The sequence below is a fragment of the Deinococcus malanensis genome (assembly GCF_014647655.1).
Classification (GTDB): Bacteria; Deinococcota; Deinococci; order Deinococcales; family Deinococcaceae; genus Deinococcus; species Deinococcus malanensis.
Genome location: NZ_BMPP01000010.1, coordinates 58,516 through 73,315 on the forward strand (window position 1 = coordinate 58,516; position 14,800 = coordinate 73,315).

The 14,800-nt window shown below is 66.9% G+C and carries 10 protein-coding genes and 1 pseudogene; 5 read left to right on the top strand and 6 right to left on the bottom strand.

The features are described from left to right. Positions 1-278: 278 nt before the first annotated feature. Both IEY49_RS12520 and IEY49_RS12525 read right to left on the bottom strand, forming a co-directional pair. Entirely contained in the window at positions 279-3,872 is a 3,594-nt protein-coding gene (locus IEY49_RS12520; protein ID WP_189009135.1) for a sensor domain-containing diguanylate cyclase/phosphohydrolase, read from the bottom strand. A gap of 480 nt (positions 3,873-4,352) precedes the next feature. After that, positions 4,353-4,937, bottom strand: a complete 585-nt coding sequence (locus IEY49_RS12525) for a hypothetical protein (RefSeq protein ID WP_189009138.1) — start codon at positions 4,935-4,937, stop codon at positions 4,353-4,355. 294 nt (positions 4,938-5,231) lie between these two features. On the opposite strand from IEY49_RS12525, the gene IEY49_RS12530 reads away from it, so the two are divergent. Then, positions 5,232-6,683: a DEAD/DEAH box helicase gene (locus tag IEY49_RS12530; protein ID WP_189009142.1), complete on the top strand. Its 1,452-nt coding sequence runs from the start codon at positions 5,232-5,234 to the stop codon at positions 6,681-6,683. Positions 6,684-6,813: 130 nt separating this feature from the next. Here the strand turns inward: IEY49_RS12530 and IEY49_RS12535 are convergent, their stop codons facing one another. The 4 genes and pseudogenes from IEY49_RS12535 to IEY49_RS12550 all read right to left on the bottom strand — a co-directional run bounded on the left by IEY49_RS12535 (position 6,814) and on the right by IEY49_RS12550 (position 10,576). Beyond that, positions 6,814-7,371 carry an antibiotic biosynthesis monooxygenase gene (locus IEY49_RS12535; RefSeq protein ID WP_189009145.1) on the bottom strand — a complete coding sequence of 186 codons (558 nt, stop codon included), beginning with the start codon at positions 7,369-7,371 and terminating at the stop codon, positions 6,814-6,816. Next, positions 7,372-8,648: pseudogene (gene hisD, locus IEY49_RS12540) on the bottom strand (histidinol dehydrogenase). Positions 8,649-8,738: 90 nt separating this feature from the next. Beyond that, positions 8,739-9,362, bottom strand: coding sequence for a hypothetical protein (locus IEY49_RS12545; protein WP_189009148.1), 624 nt, complete (start codon positions 9,360-9,362; stop codon positions 8,739-8,741). 38 nt (positions 9,363-9,400) lie between these two features. Continuing rightward, a complete protein-coding gene (locus IEY49_RS12550; RefSeq protein WP_189009151.1) occupies positions 9,401-10,576 on the bottom strand; it encodes a phosphopentomutase in 1,176 nt (391 codons plus the stop codon). 150 nt (positions 10,577-10,726) lie between these two features. Here IEY49_RS12550 and lptB point away from each other — a divergent pair, with 150 nt between their 5' ends. The 4 genes from lptB (at position 10,727) to IEY49_RS12570 (ending at position 14,780) form a co-directional block, all read left to right on the top strand. Then, complete coding sequence (lptB, locus tag IEY49_RS12555; protein WP_189009415.1) at positions 10,727-11,461, top strand: LPS export ABC transporter ATP-binding protein; 735 nt, start codon at positions 10,727-10,729, stop codon at positions 11,459-11,461. Positions 11,462-11,474: 13 nt separating this feature from the next. Continuing rightward, entirely contained in the window at positions 11,475-13,289 is a 1,815-nt protein-coding gene (locus IEY49_RS12560; RefSeq protein ID WP_189009154.1) for a DUF3084 domain-containing protein, read from the top strand. Between the two features lie 91 nt (positions 13,290-13,380). Then, entirely contained in the window at positions 13,381-14,598 is a 1,218-nt protein-coding gene (locus IEY49_RS12565; protein ID WP_189009157.1) for an ABC transporter substrate-binding protein, read from the top strand. 20 nt (positions 14,599-14,618) lie between these two features. Beyond that, positions 14,619-14,780: a hypothetical protein gene (locus IEY49_RS12570; RefSeq protein WP_189009161.1), complete on the top strand. Its 162-nt coding sequence runs from the start codon at positions 14,619-14,621 to the stop codon at positions 14,778-14,780. Positions 14,781-14,800 lie beyond the last annotated feature (20 nt).

Genomic DNA, 14,800 nt, shown 5'->3' on the forward strand with positions numbered 1-14,800 from the left:
CGACCCTAACCCCGTGACCCGTTCTGGGAGTAATTTGCTGCTGACCATACAGTGCTCCTGATGCGGCAACGTTCCTGGCCCAGGGGTGGCGTCACCTGCACCGTCGCGGCCTGGGCCGTGAGGTCACGCTTGAAGTTCATTGAGGTGCCCGTAGACACAGAAGTGTTACTCGGGCTCTGTCCAGCTGCACGGAGGAAGTGCTCCCCGGCTTTTGTCTGCACCATTCGTGACGCGTGGTTCGTGGGGCCTGATCCGGAAAAGACGTTGCCGGGCGACGTTCACAGCACGGACTTCCTGTAGGGGTCAGTCCCGCGTGGAGGCTGCTCAAGGGGCTCGACGAGCTTCAGGAACACCTCGACCAGTGCCGGATCGAACTGCGTCCCGGCCTGACGCCGGATTTCCTCACAGGCCTCGGCGGGGGTCCAGGCCCGCTTGTAGGGCCGCTCGCTGGTCAGCGCGTCGTAGACATCCACCAGGCTGAACACACGTGCGGCCAGCGGAATGCCCTCGCCGGACAGGCCGTCGGGATAGCCCCGGCCGTCCCAGCGCTCGTGGTGATGGCGGATCACGCCACGCGCGAGCGGATGAATGGTCGGAATGCGCTCAATCATGTCGGCACCGATGGCCGCGTGGGTCTGCATCAGCCGCCATTCGTGCTCATCGAGTTTACCGGGCTTGAGCAGCACGGAATCGGGAATGGCCAGCTTGCCGACGTCGTGAAGGTAGGCACCCTGACGCAGGCCCTCGCGCTCCTCGGCTCCCAGGTCCAGGTGGTGGGCGAAGCGGGTGGAGAGCCTGACCACCCGTTCGGTGTGGCCGTGGGTCTCGAAGTCCCGCAGTTCCAGCGACATGCCCAGCGCCAGCAGGGCGCCTTCGCGGGTGTTTTTCAGGTCCTCGATGTAGGCGTGCCGTTCAGTGACCCGTCCAATCAGTTCGGCCACGCGTGCTGCCAGGGTCTGCGCCGCGCCCGGCAGGGTCCGCCGTGGCTGGAACCAGACAAAGGCCACCAGCCCGACCCGCTGACCACGCTCCACCACCGGAACGACCACCAGGCCCTGCACCCCGGCCTCGACCAGGGCAGGCATGGCGTCAGGACTCTGCGGGTAGGCACTGGCAGCGATCCTGGGCGCCTCGGGGTCCAGCAGCTGCTCCAGATCTGGGGAGTGCTCGATCAGGGGCGCGACCGCTGCGTGAAAGGCGGGCGGCGCGTATCCATCGGTGACTGTGAAGCGGTGTTCCAGATGCAGGTACCCCGCGTACTCGGCACCCAGAAAGGTCCGGGCCGCCGCGATGCAGCGTCGCGCGACTTCGGCCGGGGGGTCAAGCGCACCTTTCAGACGCGCCAGATCGGCCAGCAGGTGCAGTTCGGCCACCCGCTCGGCCTGCCCCTGTTCGGCGCGCACCCGCTGCAGGGCACTCGCGCCCGTGGAGGCGACGGCGGCAATCAGCTTCGCTTCCAGGTCGGTAAAGGAGGCCGGTGCGCTGTGGGCCGCAACCAGCACCCCCAGGGGCATGTCTCCTGCCCACAGCGGCGTGACCAGAAGCTCGGCCCCGGGCAGATGGAACATGTCAGCACTGGCGGTGTCGGCCCGGACCTGCTGCTGGCGGCGCGAGTGCAGCGCGGTCCACAGTGGCCCGTCGTCACGTGGGACGGTGCGCGGTGTGGTTTCGGACGGCCAGCCGCGGACTGTCAGCTGCAGGGTGTCTTCGTCGGGCAGGTGGCGCAGGTACACGACATGCTCTGTACCCAGCAGCTCGACGGCCTCCAGACACAGCGGCGTTTCCACGTCGTCGGGGCTGCGGGCGTCACGCAGGGTCGCGCTTACCCGCACCAGAACCTCCAGTTCACGTTGCCGGGCCAGCTCGCGCCCGCGCCTACGGTAGTCGGACAGCAGGGCTGCGGCCAGTGCGGCAAACTCCTCAGCAGTCTGCAGGGCTGCCAGATCGAATGCGGCCTCGTGGCTCATGCTGTCCAGGTTGATCACGGCCACTACCTCGCCGCCCAGCACCACCGGGACGCTGACGTTGGCCTTGAGCTGATGCAGCGCGCCGTACTGCTCGTACACCTCCCGCTGTTCGAGGCTGTCAACGGTCATACGCGAATGTTCACGGATGGTGTCTGCGCCTCTGATCAGACGGGCCCGGCCGTTCCGCCAGTCCCCGGCCCCATGCCAGGCATACGCATCGGCGACACTGTGCCGCATGCCCAGCAGAGCATCCGAAAATCCCACCTGAGCGCGGTACACGAAGCCATTCTGCTCATGCAGGGACAGCGACCCGGCCTCGGCGCCCGGCACACTGACCACGGCCGCTTCCAGCAGCCCCTTCCAGGCCACGTCACTGAGTTCACCTTCCTGGGTCAGCAGATGCAGGGTGGCGCGGATGGCTTCCAGCGCTGCCGCCGGCGTATGAGGTGCGGCCGTCTGCTGGCTGCCCGGCTGGGGCACCTGCAGGTGCCGGACCGAGCGCTTGGCGATCTTGTCACGCAGCATGCGCTGGTCGGCCAGCCGCAGCAGGTCACTGGCGGTCACCGCGTCACTTGGCGAGGACGCGGCACCGAACGATGCATTGGCCAGCAGAAAGCCACCTTCCCGGGTCAGCAGCACGGCCTGTGCTGCCATGTCCAGCAGCGGGACGGGCGGCTTCCCTTCGAAGATCACCGCGAATTCATCGCCTCCGAAACGGAACACCGCACCCTGGTGAAAGACCCGGCCCAGCGCCGAGGAGAAGGTCTTCAGGAATTCGTCTCCACGGGCGTGACCAAAGCGGTCGTTCATGGCCTTCAGTTCGTCGAGATCAAAGATCACCAGATGTACTGCCGAGCCCGTGCGCTCGGCCTGGGCCAGTGCTGTATCCAGTGTCAGGTCGAAGGCCCGGCGGTTGCTCAGGCGGGTCAGGGGATCGCGATAGGCCAAGTTTTCCAGCGCGTAGGTCCGTTCCTGGACGCGGGTTTCGAGCTCGGTGTTGGCGGCCTGAAGGGCCTGCTTCAGGTCATGGTGCTCGGTCAGGTCACGGGCGACCACGATCACGCCGTCCACCTCACCAGACGGCAGCTGCAGCGGAAAGGTGGTGGCTTCAAAAACCCGTTCACGGCCGCCCAGTCGAATCCGCCGTTCGTAACGAAGATGCTCGCCGGTCCGCATGACATGTTCCTCGGAGGCCCGGGTGCGGATGTACTCCTCTTCGCCGAACAGTTCGAGATCGATCTGACCCGTCGCGCCCCGCTGGTACCCCAATACCCGCTCGGCAGCGGGGTTGAGGTCCAGGATTCTCCCGGCACTGTCCTTGAAGATCACCAGATCGCTGGTGTGGGCCATCATGGCCTGAAGCCGCGCCTCATGCGCCTGTTGCTGCTGGAATGACTCCTGCAGGGCCTGGGCCGCCCGCTCGCGCTCCAGCTCGGTCACGGCCAGATCGGCCAGCTGGGTCAGGATCAGCTGCTGTTCTGACGTCAGGGGAGCATGGGGGCGGGTGTCCAGGACGCACAGGCTGCCGATGGCATAGCCGTCAGGTGTGTACAGGGGTGCTCCGGCGTAGTAGCGCAGCCCCGGCTGGCTGACGACCAGGGGATGCTGACTGAACCGGGGATCACGCGTTGTGTCCAGAATTTCCAGCACCAGTTCGCCAGGTGGCAGCTCGATGGTATGCGTGCAGAAAGAAAGGTCACGGGGCAGGTCAGGTCCGCTCCAGTTGAATTGGGCCCGGGTGTGCTGCCAGTGCTCACTGATCAGGTTGAGCTGCGCTGCCGGCATGCCGAGAAACCTCGCTGCAAGCTGCGTGATGCTTTCCAGCGCCTGACTCGAGGAAGTGTTGGAGAGGACGTAACGAGCAAGCGCGAGCAGCCGGTCGTGGTCAGGCGAAGCTTCCTTCACAGGGGCCTCCGGGGTGTGGGGAAACGTCTCCACTGTACCCAGTTCATCGACGGGTTCCCAACTGCTGAGGAATTTATGAAAAGCTCATGACAGCGCCAGTTCAAGAGGTGGAGAGACGCTGTTTTATGAAGTTTCTGTCAGGTCCGGGGCAAGCACTGGAGGACCAGAGGTACAGGATCGATCCCGCCGTCCGGATCGGTCCAGCATGAGCTGAGATCAGGTATGTGACCTGCTGCAGGGGGTGCCCAGCCCCTGCCCCATGGCTTTTCCGCAGGAATAGGAACCTGCAGACCGTCGCGATGAGGTTCGGGAAGATAACCGGCGAAAACAGCTCAATAGCAGAGCCCCTGTTCGGGAAAACAGGGGCTCGGGTTGCCCGGCCTATAGACGGCAGCGCGGGTTTCTTCGTTCAGATCCGGACCCTGGCAGCAGGGTCCGGATCAAGTCAAGCTATTGGTTTTGGGGCGTAGGGGCCGCTTATTACCGGGAGGTCATGCCATCGTTGCCACCGACAAACTGGCCATTGTGGCGGCGCATCACTTCTTCCAGCACGTCGCTGGGCACGGCGTCCTCTACGGCCACGGCACGGCCACCGCCGCTCATGGTGTTATGCATGGTGTCGTAGTGGGTGTCGTCCACGTCGTATCCGGCGGTCAGGCCGTCGCGGTTCTCGTCCACGCCCATGGCGCCGCCGGTGGCGCCCACAGCAGCGCCTACGCCCGCGCCCAGGGCAGTCATGCCCAGAATGACCGGCAGAGCCAGCCCGCCGGTCGCGGCCGTCGCGGCAGCGGTTCCCACTACGCCGGCAGCACTCAGCACGCCAGCACCAGCACCGACCACAGCGCCCACGCCGGTGCCTTTCACGGCGCCGGCGCCGGCGTCTTCGGCACCAGCACTGGCACCGTCACCATCACCGTAGCTCTCGGTGGTGGTCGTGGTAGTGCTGGTGCTGCTGCGGCGGTTCAGGGTGGTGCTGCCCACTTCCTGGCGAACCACGCCACGCTGCTGCAGGTCGGAAATAAAGGCGTCGGCATCGGCAACGGTCGGAAAAATAATATGTTTCATGGCCCAATTGTTGTCAGGGCCGGATTCCGTCATATGAGATTAAGCGTAAGGTGGCTCACGAAATGTAGAAGGTTAGCCTGACCTTTCTTAAGGCTGGGGGTGCCCTTATACTGACGTGCTTGCCGCCCGGGCCGTCTTATGGACCGTGGGCGGCGACCCTTCCGGGGCTTGTAGGAGTTCCGGCTGCTTTTCCTCGCTGCGTGTGCTGCTGGCCGCGCATTTCCAGATCCCCTCCCGGCAGGGCCCACCGCCGGAGGCAGCCCGTTTCAAAAACGGTGCTGCGGAAGGACAGCCATGCCCCGAACCTCTACCCCCCGCCCCGAAACTGCCCGTCCCAGCGTCACGCCTGAGAACTGGCCTGAGCTGCTCGGCGGCCGCACCCCCACCCCGGTCCAGGCCGGGGCCATTCCTGCCCTGATGGCCGGACGCGACGTGATCACGACGGCCCGCACCGGCAGCGGCAAGACCCTGGCGTTTTTGATTCCGGCGGCAGCGCGCGGTATCGGAATGAGTGCCGCACGTGGCATGCGCCCCGAAGTGCTCGTCATTACCCCCACCCGGGAACTGGCGGTGCAGATCCGTGATGTGGCACGTGAACTGGGCATGCCTGCCGGGCGCATTACCGGCGGCATCACACCGGCCCAGACCCGCAGCGAGGCCAGCGGCAAGGGCCTGATCGCCGGCACCCCCGGGCGTCTGAAGGACCTGATCAACAAGGGCGAACTGGACCTGCGTGGTCTGCGCTACGTGGTGCTGGACGAGGCCGACGAACTGCTCTCGCTGGGCTTCCTCAAAGATGTGGGGGACATCCTGCGCGCTGCTCACCGGGCTGCCGCACCCACTCACCTGCAGATGGCCATGGCCTCCGCGACGTTCCCGGCAGCCATCCGCAGTGTGGCCGAGCAGTTCATGAAATCGCCCGAGCGCATCGACATTACTCCGGACCCCAAAGTGGTCGCGCGGGCCGACGAGGACATCCTGGGCGGGGCCACAGGTGCTACCCACCTGCTGGTCAATACCAGCCGTGCGGACGTGCTGGAAGTCACGGCCGAACATGCCCGCGACGCCCTGAAAGCTCCGGGCGGCTGCGTGGTGATCTTCTGCCGCACCAAGCATCTGGTCAAGCGCCGCGCCGAACAGCTGCAGGCCATGCTGCCCGGCGAGCTGGTCAGCCCGCTTCAGGGAAACATGGACCAGAAGAAGCGTGAGCGCACCATGCAACAGTTGCGTGACGGCCAGTCCCGCGTGCTGATCGCCACGGATATTGCCGGGCGTGGCATCGACCTGCCGGAAGTGCGCATCGTGATTCACATGGATGTGGCCGCCACCGCCGAGGACCATGTTCACCGTTCCGGTCGCACGGCGCGCGCCGGCCGGCCTGGTGTCAACCTGGTGCTGCTGATTCCCGAGCAGCGTGCGTTGTGGCAAAGCATCCGCCGGACGCTGCCGACACCTCTGCACCCGCCCACCACCCGTGAGGAAGCCCAGATCGACAAGGAGATCCAGGAGAAGCAGGGTGGCAACCGTGGCGGAGGAAGCCCCGGACGCGGCCAGGGAGGCCGCAGTCAGGACGGTGGCCGACAGGGCCAGGGCCGCAGCAGTGAGGCCCGTGGTCAGAGTGGTCAGGGCCAGTCCCGTAGCCAGGGTCAGGCCCGAAGCAGCCGCGACGGGGGCCGCAGCGGCGAATCCCGGAGTGGCACCGGCGCCGGCCGGGTGGGTCCGCAGCCCGCACGTCGCCGCCGCTGATTAATCGGTGGTCCGCCCCTCCCTGATTCAGGGAGGGGTTTGGTCTGCACCACAGCTCAGGGCACTGTCTTCATAGCTATGTCCCCCGCGAGGCGGATCTACGGTTCCCTTGTCCTTCCGGGTCTCCGGGTCAGCGCTTCAGCCAGGGGGCGGCCCAGCGCGTCACGGTCGGCATCACCAGATAGGTCATGACCACGACCACCATCACCATCTGCGGCAGTGCCCGGAGCAGTGGTGGCCAGTGTCCCACGGCAGGGGCCAAAAGAAGCCCGCTGCCCACGCTGACCGGGTACAGGGCCGCCAGGGTCACCAGGGCCATCTTCCAGCGGGGCGGCTGACGCAGGGTGGGCGCTGCAGGCGGCGTAAACCAGAATTCCAGTCCAGGCTGCTTCTCGAAACTGACCTGACCGTCAATCAGCGGCTCGACTTTCGAAAGCCACTCGGCACGTTTCGGCGAAAGTTCCCAGTCGGCGGCGGCGCGCAGCGAATCGAAGCGGGTAACCAGGGTGTACTCCCGGTCTCCCGACACCGGGCGGATAATGCCGGTGCCGCGGTGCCCAGGAACACGACTCAGCAGCGCCGCACCCTCGGTCAGCAGGGATTCGTATTCGGCTTCATGGCCGGGGCGCACCCGGCGCCGCACCACCAGACTGACCGGATCGGTATCGGCACGTTCCGGCAGGCTCATTTACAGCCGGCTCTCGATGGCGCGGGCGTGCGCTTCCAGGCCCTCAGCGCGCGCCAGGGTCGCGCCGGCCGGACCGATGAGCCGCACCGCACCGGCGTTGAGCCCCACCACACTGATGATGTTCTGGAAGTCCCGTACATTGACCGGGCTCATGAAGCGTGCGGTGCCGCCGGTCGGCATTACGTGGCTGGGACCGGCCACGTAGTCGCCCAGCGCTTCCATGCTGTATTCCCCGATAAACACACCCCCGGCGCGCGTCACCTGCCCCAGCAGACTCCAGGGGTCGCGGGTCAGCAGGCACAGGTGCTCGGGGGCGTACAGGTTGGCCAGAGCCAGCGCTTCGTCCAGATCGGCCGCCAGTACTACTTTCATGCGCGAGATCACGCTGTCACGTGCCCAGCTGCGGTTGGGCTCGGGCAGGGCTTCGAGCTGCCCGCTGAGTTCGGCCTGCACGGCCACGAGCAGCGCGCGGCTGGTCGAGACCAGCACGGGTTCGGCGCCGTTGTGTTCGGCCTGGGCCAGCAGATCGGCGGCCACATGGCGGGGGTCGGCGCTGTCGTCGGCCACCACCAGTGTCTCGGTGGGCCCCGGCAGGCTCTCGATGCCGGTCTGGCCGTAGACCAGCCGCTTGGCAATCACCACGAACAGGTTGCCGGGGCCGGCGATCTTGTCCACGGCGGCAATACTCTCGGTGCCGTAGCCCGGAAGACCTGAGAGATGCCCAGTTCACGTGCGGCCACCAGAATGGCCGGGTGAACGGTGCCGTCACGGGCCGGCGGGGTGGTCACCACGATGTCGCGCACACCGGCCACCTGCGCGGGTACAGCCGTGTGAATCAGGGTGCTGATCAAGGGTGCCAGACCCCCGGGCACGTACACACCCACGCGCGACAGCGGGCGGACCAGCTGCCCCAGGGCGCCTTCGGCCGTGTGGTTCAGAAAACCGTGCGCCGGCTGCTGTTCGTAAAAGGACCGGACGCGGGCCACGGCCAGCTGGATGGCCCCGTGCAGTTCCCCGTCCACCTGCGCGGCAGCAATCTCGGCGTCACTGACGGCCAGTACCTCCGGGCGCGTGCCGTCGAGCCTGCTGGTCCAGTCGCGCAGGGCCTCGTCTCCACGCGCACGTACGTCGGCCAGGATGCGCTCGACAACCTGTTCAGGGCTCAGCGGCTCGCCAAAAGTCGCCTCAATGCGCGCGAGTACAGCGTCCGGTACGGGAATTTCATTGAAACTGCGGGTCAGGGCGGCGCGGGCCGCGGCACCTTCGAGAACTTGCATAGCTTGGACCTCGGGGATGGAAATGAAAGGGAAGACTGGTGCGGAGGCGTCTTTGCGTGCTCAGGACAGCAGGCGTCCTGGGCCTGAACCTCAGGACCGTTCGCCAGAACTCCCCGCCCGGCGCCGTCGGCGCTCACGCTCCGGCGCGGCCGCCTTGCGGGTCTCGCCCTGAACGTTGGCCTCGATCGGGCCAAAATCAGTGGGCTGGATCAGGCGCAGCAGGCGGTGGTCGCCGCCGCGTTCGATATACACGTAGGCATTGCCGGGCCGCAGAAAATACCCACAGGTCGGTACCCCGTCAAGCTCGGCTTCCGGCAGGCGCTGGATCAGCACCCGCCCCCCCGTCAGCTGGGCGTGCAGGCGCTCATCGCCTGCACCTGAGGCGCAGCGCAGCCGCAGCCACAGCAGCAGGCTGACCGGGTCGTGGTAGTCGGTGGTCAGGGGCTGCGAGACCTCGTCCTTGCCCTGACGCAGGGTAATCAATCCGGACCGCCGGTCGAACACCGTTTCGAAACTGGCCCGGCCACGTCCATCGCCCTCGGCGTAGCCCTGGCTGGTCAGGGCGCGCGGATGCATGCGGCTGGTCTGCACGCGGCGGATCTCCGGCAGCACCCCGCCGAAATCAGTCTGGACCCGGGCCACCAGCGAACTGCGCTCGGTGTGCAGCGCCCAGAGCTGTTCGCCAGCGTAGCGGCCCCCCAAAGTGAGGGTCATCGTGAAGCTCTCGGCGCCCAAGTGCAGCGAGGCCGGGCTCAGTTCAGATCGTTCCAGAAGCTCTCACCCGGCCCGGTCCAGACGGCGCCCAGCGCCTCGGCAGTGGTGGCGCCCACATCGGCAAACGTCGCCCGGTCACCCAGGGCTACCGGCTGCATACCGGGGTGCCAGGCCAGCAGCAGACCGTGCTCCCGGGTGTGATCGGTCCCGGTCCAGGTCGGGTCATTGCCGTGGTCGCTCAGGATCAGCAGGGCGCCCTCCTGCGGCACTGCGGCGAGCAGTTCAGGAAGCGCCTGGTCGAACTCGGCCAACGTGGCGCTGTACCCCTTTGGATCGCGGCGGTGACCATACTTGCTGTCAAAGTCCACCAGGTTGGTAAAGATCAGCCCCCGCTCGCCTGCCTGCGCGGCCTGACGCATCCGGGCCAGGGTCTTGCGGATGCCGTCGGCGTTATCGTCAGTATGAATTTCCTCGGTAAAGCCCTGGTGGGCGTAGATGTCCGGAATCTTGCCGATACCCACCACAGCCTGCCCGGTGGCCTTCACGGCGTCCAGCACGGTCGGGGGCGGGGTCAGGCTGTAGTCCTTGCGGTGCTCGCTGGCGCGTTCGAAGGGAAACTCTCCCCGGAAGGGCCGGGCGATGACACGTGCCACGGCGAATTCCCCCTGCAGGATCTCGCGCGCCGCCTGACACCACGCGTACAGGGTCTCCAGTGGCACCACGTCCTCGTGGGCGGCGATCTGAAACACGCTGTCGGCGCTGGTGTACACGATGGGCGCGCCAGTGTTCAGGTGCTCAGGGCCGAAATCACGGATGACCTCAGTACCGCTGTAGGGTTTGTTGCACAGGTGTCCGCGCCCGGTCGCGGCGTCGAAGCGGTCCATGACCGCCGGCGGAAAGCCGTCGGGAAACACCTGGAAGGGGTGCTGCAGCTGCACACCCATGAATTCCCAGTGGCCGGTGCTGGTGTCCTTGCCAGGGCTGACCTCGCGCAGGCGGCCGTAGCCCCCCTCGGCTGGCACGGCGGGAAGGGTGCCTTCGCCCGTCTGCACACCTGGCAGGCTGGCCAGCCCCAGCCGCGCGAGGTTGGGCAATTTCACCGGCGCGGCCTCCAGCGTGTGATTGAGGGTATGTGAGCCAGCGTCCCCGAACTGCTCGGCGTCGGGCAGCGCGCCCACGCCCACGGAATCCAGCACGATGATGGTCAACAGCATGGCCCCAGTGTAAGCCCGGCTTCGGTCCTGACCTGGGCAACCGTGCAGGTGCTCACGGCCCCTCACGGCCCACATGCTACGCTGCCTGACGTGACCGTGTCCGCCGCTTCCAGCCCGCCCCAGACTGCCTTTTCCTCTGGCGTCACCCCCCTGGACGGGCGGCCGCATCTGGTCGCAGAGCACCTCGGCAAGACCTACGGGCGCCGGGCGGTGGTCCGCGACGCCAGTTTTATGGTGCGCCCCGGTGAGATCGTGGCCCTGTTCGGGCCCAACGGGGCCGGCAAGACCACCACCTTCTATATGCTGGTCGGCTTTATCCGGCCTGGGGCCGGGCAGATTCACATTGGTGAGCGGGACGTGACCCGCCTGCCCATGCACGAGCGGGCGCGGCTGGGGGTCGGCTATCTGCCACAGGAGCCCAGTGCCTTTCGCAAGCTCACTGCACGCGACAACCTGCTGGCCATCCTGGAATACCAGAAGTTGCCCAGGGCCGAGCAGGAGGCCCGCGCAGATTCGCTGCTGGCCGAGTTCGGCCTGACCCATCTGGCCGGCAGCTACGCCTACCAGTTGTCCGGCGGCGAGCGGCGGCGGCTGGAACTCGCGCGCGCTTTGACCACTGACCCCGACTACCTGCTGCTCGACGAGCCGTTTACCGGCGTGGACCCCAAGAGCATCCGCGAGATCCAGCGGCTGATCCGTGACCTGCGTGACCGGCGCGGTCTGGGAGTATTTATCACCGACCACAACGTCCGTGAGACCATCGCCCTGACCGACCGGGTGTACCTGATGTATGACGGGCAGGTCAAGTTCGAGGGCACGCCACAGGAGTTCTCGCAGGACGAGGACGCCCGTCGCCACTATCTGGGCGACGATTTCGAGCTGTAAGGAGAGTTAAGGCATGCTCTGGCTGTTCCTGCCCTTCGTGGTGATCCTGTCCGGCGTGGTGGCCTACGCCGCCGATACCATTGCCAAGAAGGTGGGCCGCCGGCACCTGCGCTGGTTCGGATTGCGGCCCAAGCAGACTGCCCTGATCGTGGCGGTGCTCTCGGGCATGGGCATCAGCGCGGCCAGTCTGGCGGCCTTTCTGGCGCTCAACAGCAGTGCCATCAATACCATCGCGCAGGCCGATCAGCTGCGGCCGCAGATCGAGGCCCTGAAACAGGACCTCCGGGCGGTACAGGGCGATCTGGGCGCCGCGCGCCAGGAGCGGGACCGGGCACAGCAGGAGGCCGGGCGGCTGCGTGAGCAGCAGCAGGCTGCCCTGCGTGATCTGGAATCGGCGCGCCGAGATCTGAAAACTGCCCGGGCAGCCGAGCAGACCCTCAGAGCCGAAGCCCAGCGCCTGCAGCGAAGTGTGCAGGCCATCGAGCAGCGCGCGCGGGAGAGCCGGACCCGGCTGGCGCGGTCCGAGGCGGACCTGAAGGCCAGCCGCACCCGTGCGACCACGCTGGACGCGCAGGTGCTGGATCTGGGCGCCCGCGCCGCGCTGGCGGAGCAGGAGGCCCGCAGCGCCCAGGACCGCGCCAGGGCGGCCCAGGCGCAGGCCGAGGAAGTGCTGGCCCGCGCCAGGGCGGCCCAGGACCGCGCTGCCCTGGCCGAGCAGCGGGCTGAGCAGGCCCAGGCGCGCGCTGCTCGGGTCGAAGCGCGCGCGGTGCAGGCTGAAGCCCGGGCTGTCCAGTCTGAAACCCGTGTGGCGCAGTCGCAGGCCCGGGCGGCCCAGGCGCAGCAACAGGCAGAGCAGGCCCGGCAGAGCCTGAGCCGCCTGAGTGTTCAGGCGCGCGCCCTGGAAGCTTCCAGGCAGCAGGCTGCGGCAGCATTCAGCGCCGCGCAGCAGGCCCGCGTGCAGGCTGAAAAGGAGCGTCAGGTGGCCCAGGGCAGCCTTAATGCCCTGGCCGCCGAGCGGGCCAAACTTGCCGCTGACCGTGACCGCGCGGCGGCCGAGCGCAACCGCGCCGTACAGGAACGGGCCCAGGCCACCCGGGAACGCGACCAGGTGCGGCGCGACCTCACGGCGCTGCGCACCCAGCAAAGTCAGCTGCGCGCCAGCAACGAGGCCCTAACCCGTGACCTGGCCAGCACCCGTGCCTCGCTGGGCAAGCTTCAGGACGAGTACAGCAGCGCACGCACCGAGCTGAACGTCAGCCGCAACACCGAACTGGCCTACCCCAAAAACGAGCTGGTCTATGCCGCCGTGGTGCCCAGCGTGCGCAACCTTGACGCCTTTCTGGCAACCGCCGGCCGCGCAGCACAGGCCAGGGGTGCGCGCGGCAATCCGCCGGTGCGCCTGAACAGCACGGCCCGCACGGCGCTGGAGACCAAGCTGCGCGGCCTGAATGCCAGCACCTTCGTGCAGTGCCGCTCGGCGCAGAACAGCGCCGTGGGCTTTGCCGTGGACCTGAGCTGTGAAGCGCGGCCCAATGCCGTGCTTTACCGGAGTGGAGAGGTCATCCGCCGGGCCACCGTCAGTCTGGGAGGTGGAACCTACGCCATGCAGCAACAGATCAGTGACCTGGTCACCGACGCCGTGCTGGACCTCACCACCCGCGGGGTGCCCACCGAGTACATCACCAATCAGGGTCTGGACGTCAATGAATTCGTTACCCTGATTACCCGCCTGAGCAGCCGCGAGGGAAGCAGTGCCGTCGTCGGGATTGCCGCGAGGGAGGACGTCAAACCCGGCGGGCGTGTCGACCTGTATCCCGTGCTGCCCTGAGAATCTGAACGCTCTGACCAGACGCAAAGCTCTGAAGGGTTTGCAGACCAATCGTCAAACTCCGGTCATACCGGGCCGCTAGACTCCCGCCATGCCTCGCCCCGCGACTTTGCGTCTTGCTTCCCTGCTGAGCGTTTCTGTTCTGTTGAGTGCCCAGGCCGCCGCAGCCCCGGTTCGGGTGGAGTTCTGGCATGCCATGACGGGCGTGAAAGACACGGTCGCCGGCTATGCCCGCGACTTCAACAAGAGCCAGAACAGGTACGAGGTTGTCCCGGTGGCCCAGGGAAATTACCGCGAACTGCTGCCCAAGCTGCAGTCGGCCCTGAAGTCCGGCAATGCCCCGGCGCTGGTTCAGCTTGAATTTACCCAGTTCCCGGTTCTGGCCGCCGCGGGTCAGCTGTCCGACCTGAGCCGTGCAGTCGAGGCGCTGCCCGACGCTACCCGTAACGACTTCTATCCGGCGGTGTGGCGTGCCGGTGAACTGGGCGGCAAAACCTATGGTCTGCCCTGGAACGTTAGTGTGCCGGTGCTGATGTACAACGCCGGTCTGCTCAAAAAAGCGGGGGTGACCTTTCCCAATACCTGGGCCGGTCTGGAGGAGGCCAGCCGCAAACTGGCGACCGGTGGCCGGCGCCCGCTGGTCGTTGCAGCCGACGCCTGGACCTTCGAGGCGAATGTGCTGTCACGGGGAGGACAGCTGGTGAGCGGAACCCAGCCGGCCCTGAACGCACCGGATGCCGTGGAGGCCCTGACCCAGCTGTCCCGCATGGCCCAGGCCGGTCACGCGCAGCCCCGCAGCCTCAACGAAGCCACCCGCGCGGCCTTCGACTTTGCGCGTGGTCAGAATGTCTTTGTGCTGGCCAGTGTGGCCAACTGGACCGATGCCCGGCGCCTGCCGTTTTTCAGCCTGGGGGTGGCTCCCTTTCCCTGCGAAAAACCCGGAGTCTGCACGGTTCCCCTCGGCGGGGGCACGCTTGCCGTGCCCCGAACCAGCAGTGCCCAGGAGCAGGCCGGGGCTGTGGCGTTCTGGAACTACCTGACTGAACCTGCGCGGCTGGCCAACTGGGTCAGCACCACCGCCTATGCGCCACCCAGGCGCAGTGTGACGCCCCTGCTCGAAAGCTGGTATGCCAAAAATCCGCAGCTCCGGGCGGCGCACGCTCAGATGGGCCGGGCGGTACCGCGTCCCACTACGCCCGCTTACGCCGAGTGGATCACGCTGCTTGAAGACGCCATTCTGGAAAGCGTGAGTGGCAAACAGGGGGCGCGCGCCGCCCTGGATGAGGCGCAACGCCGGGCAGGCCGCTAAAGGCCTACACTGCCGCACAGATGTCGGGACTGTCACTGGTGTATCTGCTTTTAACCCTGGTCAGCGCCGCAGTGTTGATTTTGTGGTTGCGCCGCCCTGGGTCGGTGCAGGCTGAAATGGTCTGGGCTCTGGCCGCCATCCTGCCGTTGTTCGCTGCCCTGGTGGTGGCCCTGAGCCGGTAGGTCCAGCGTCTTAATGTCAA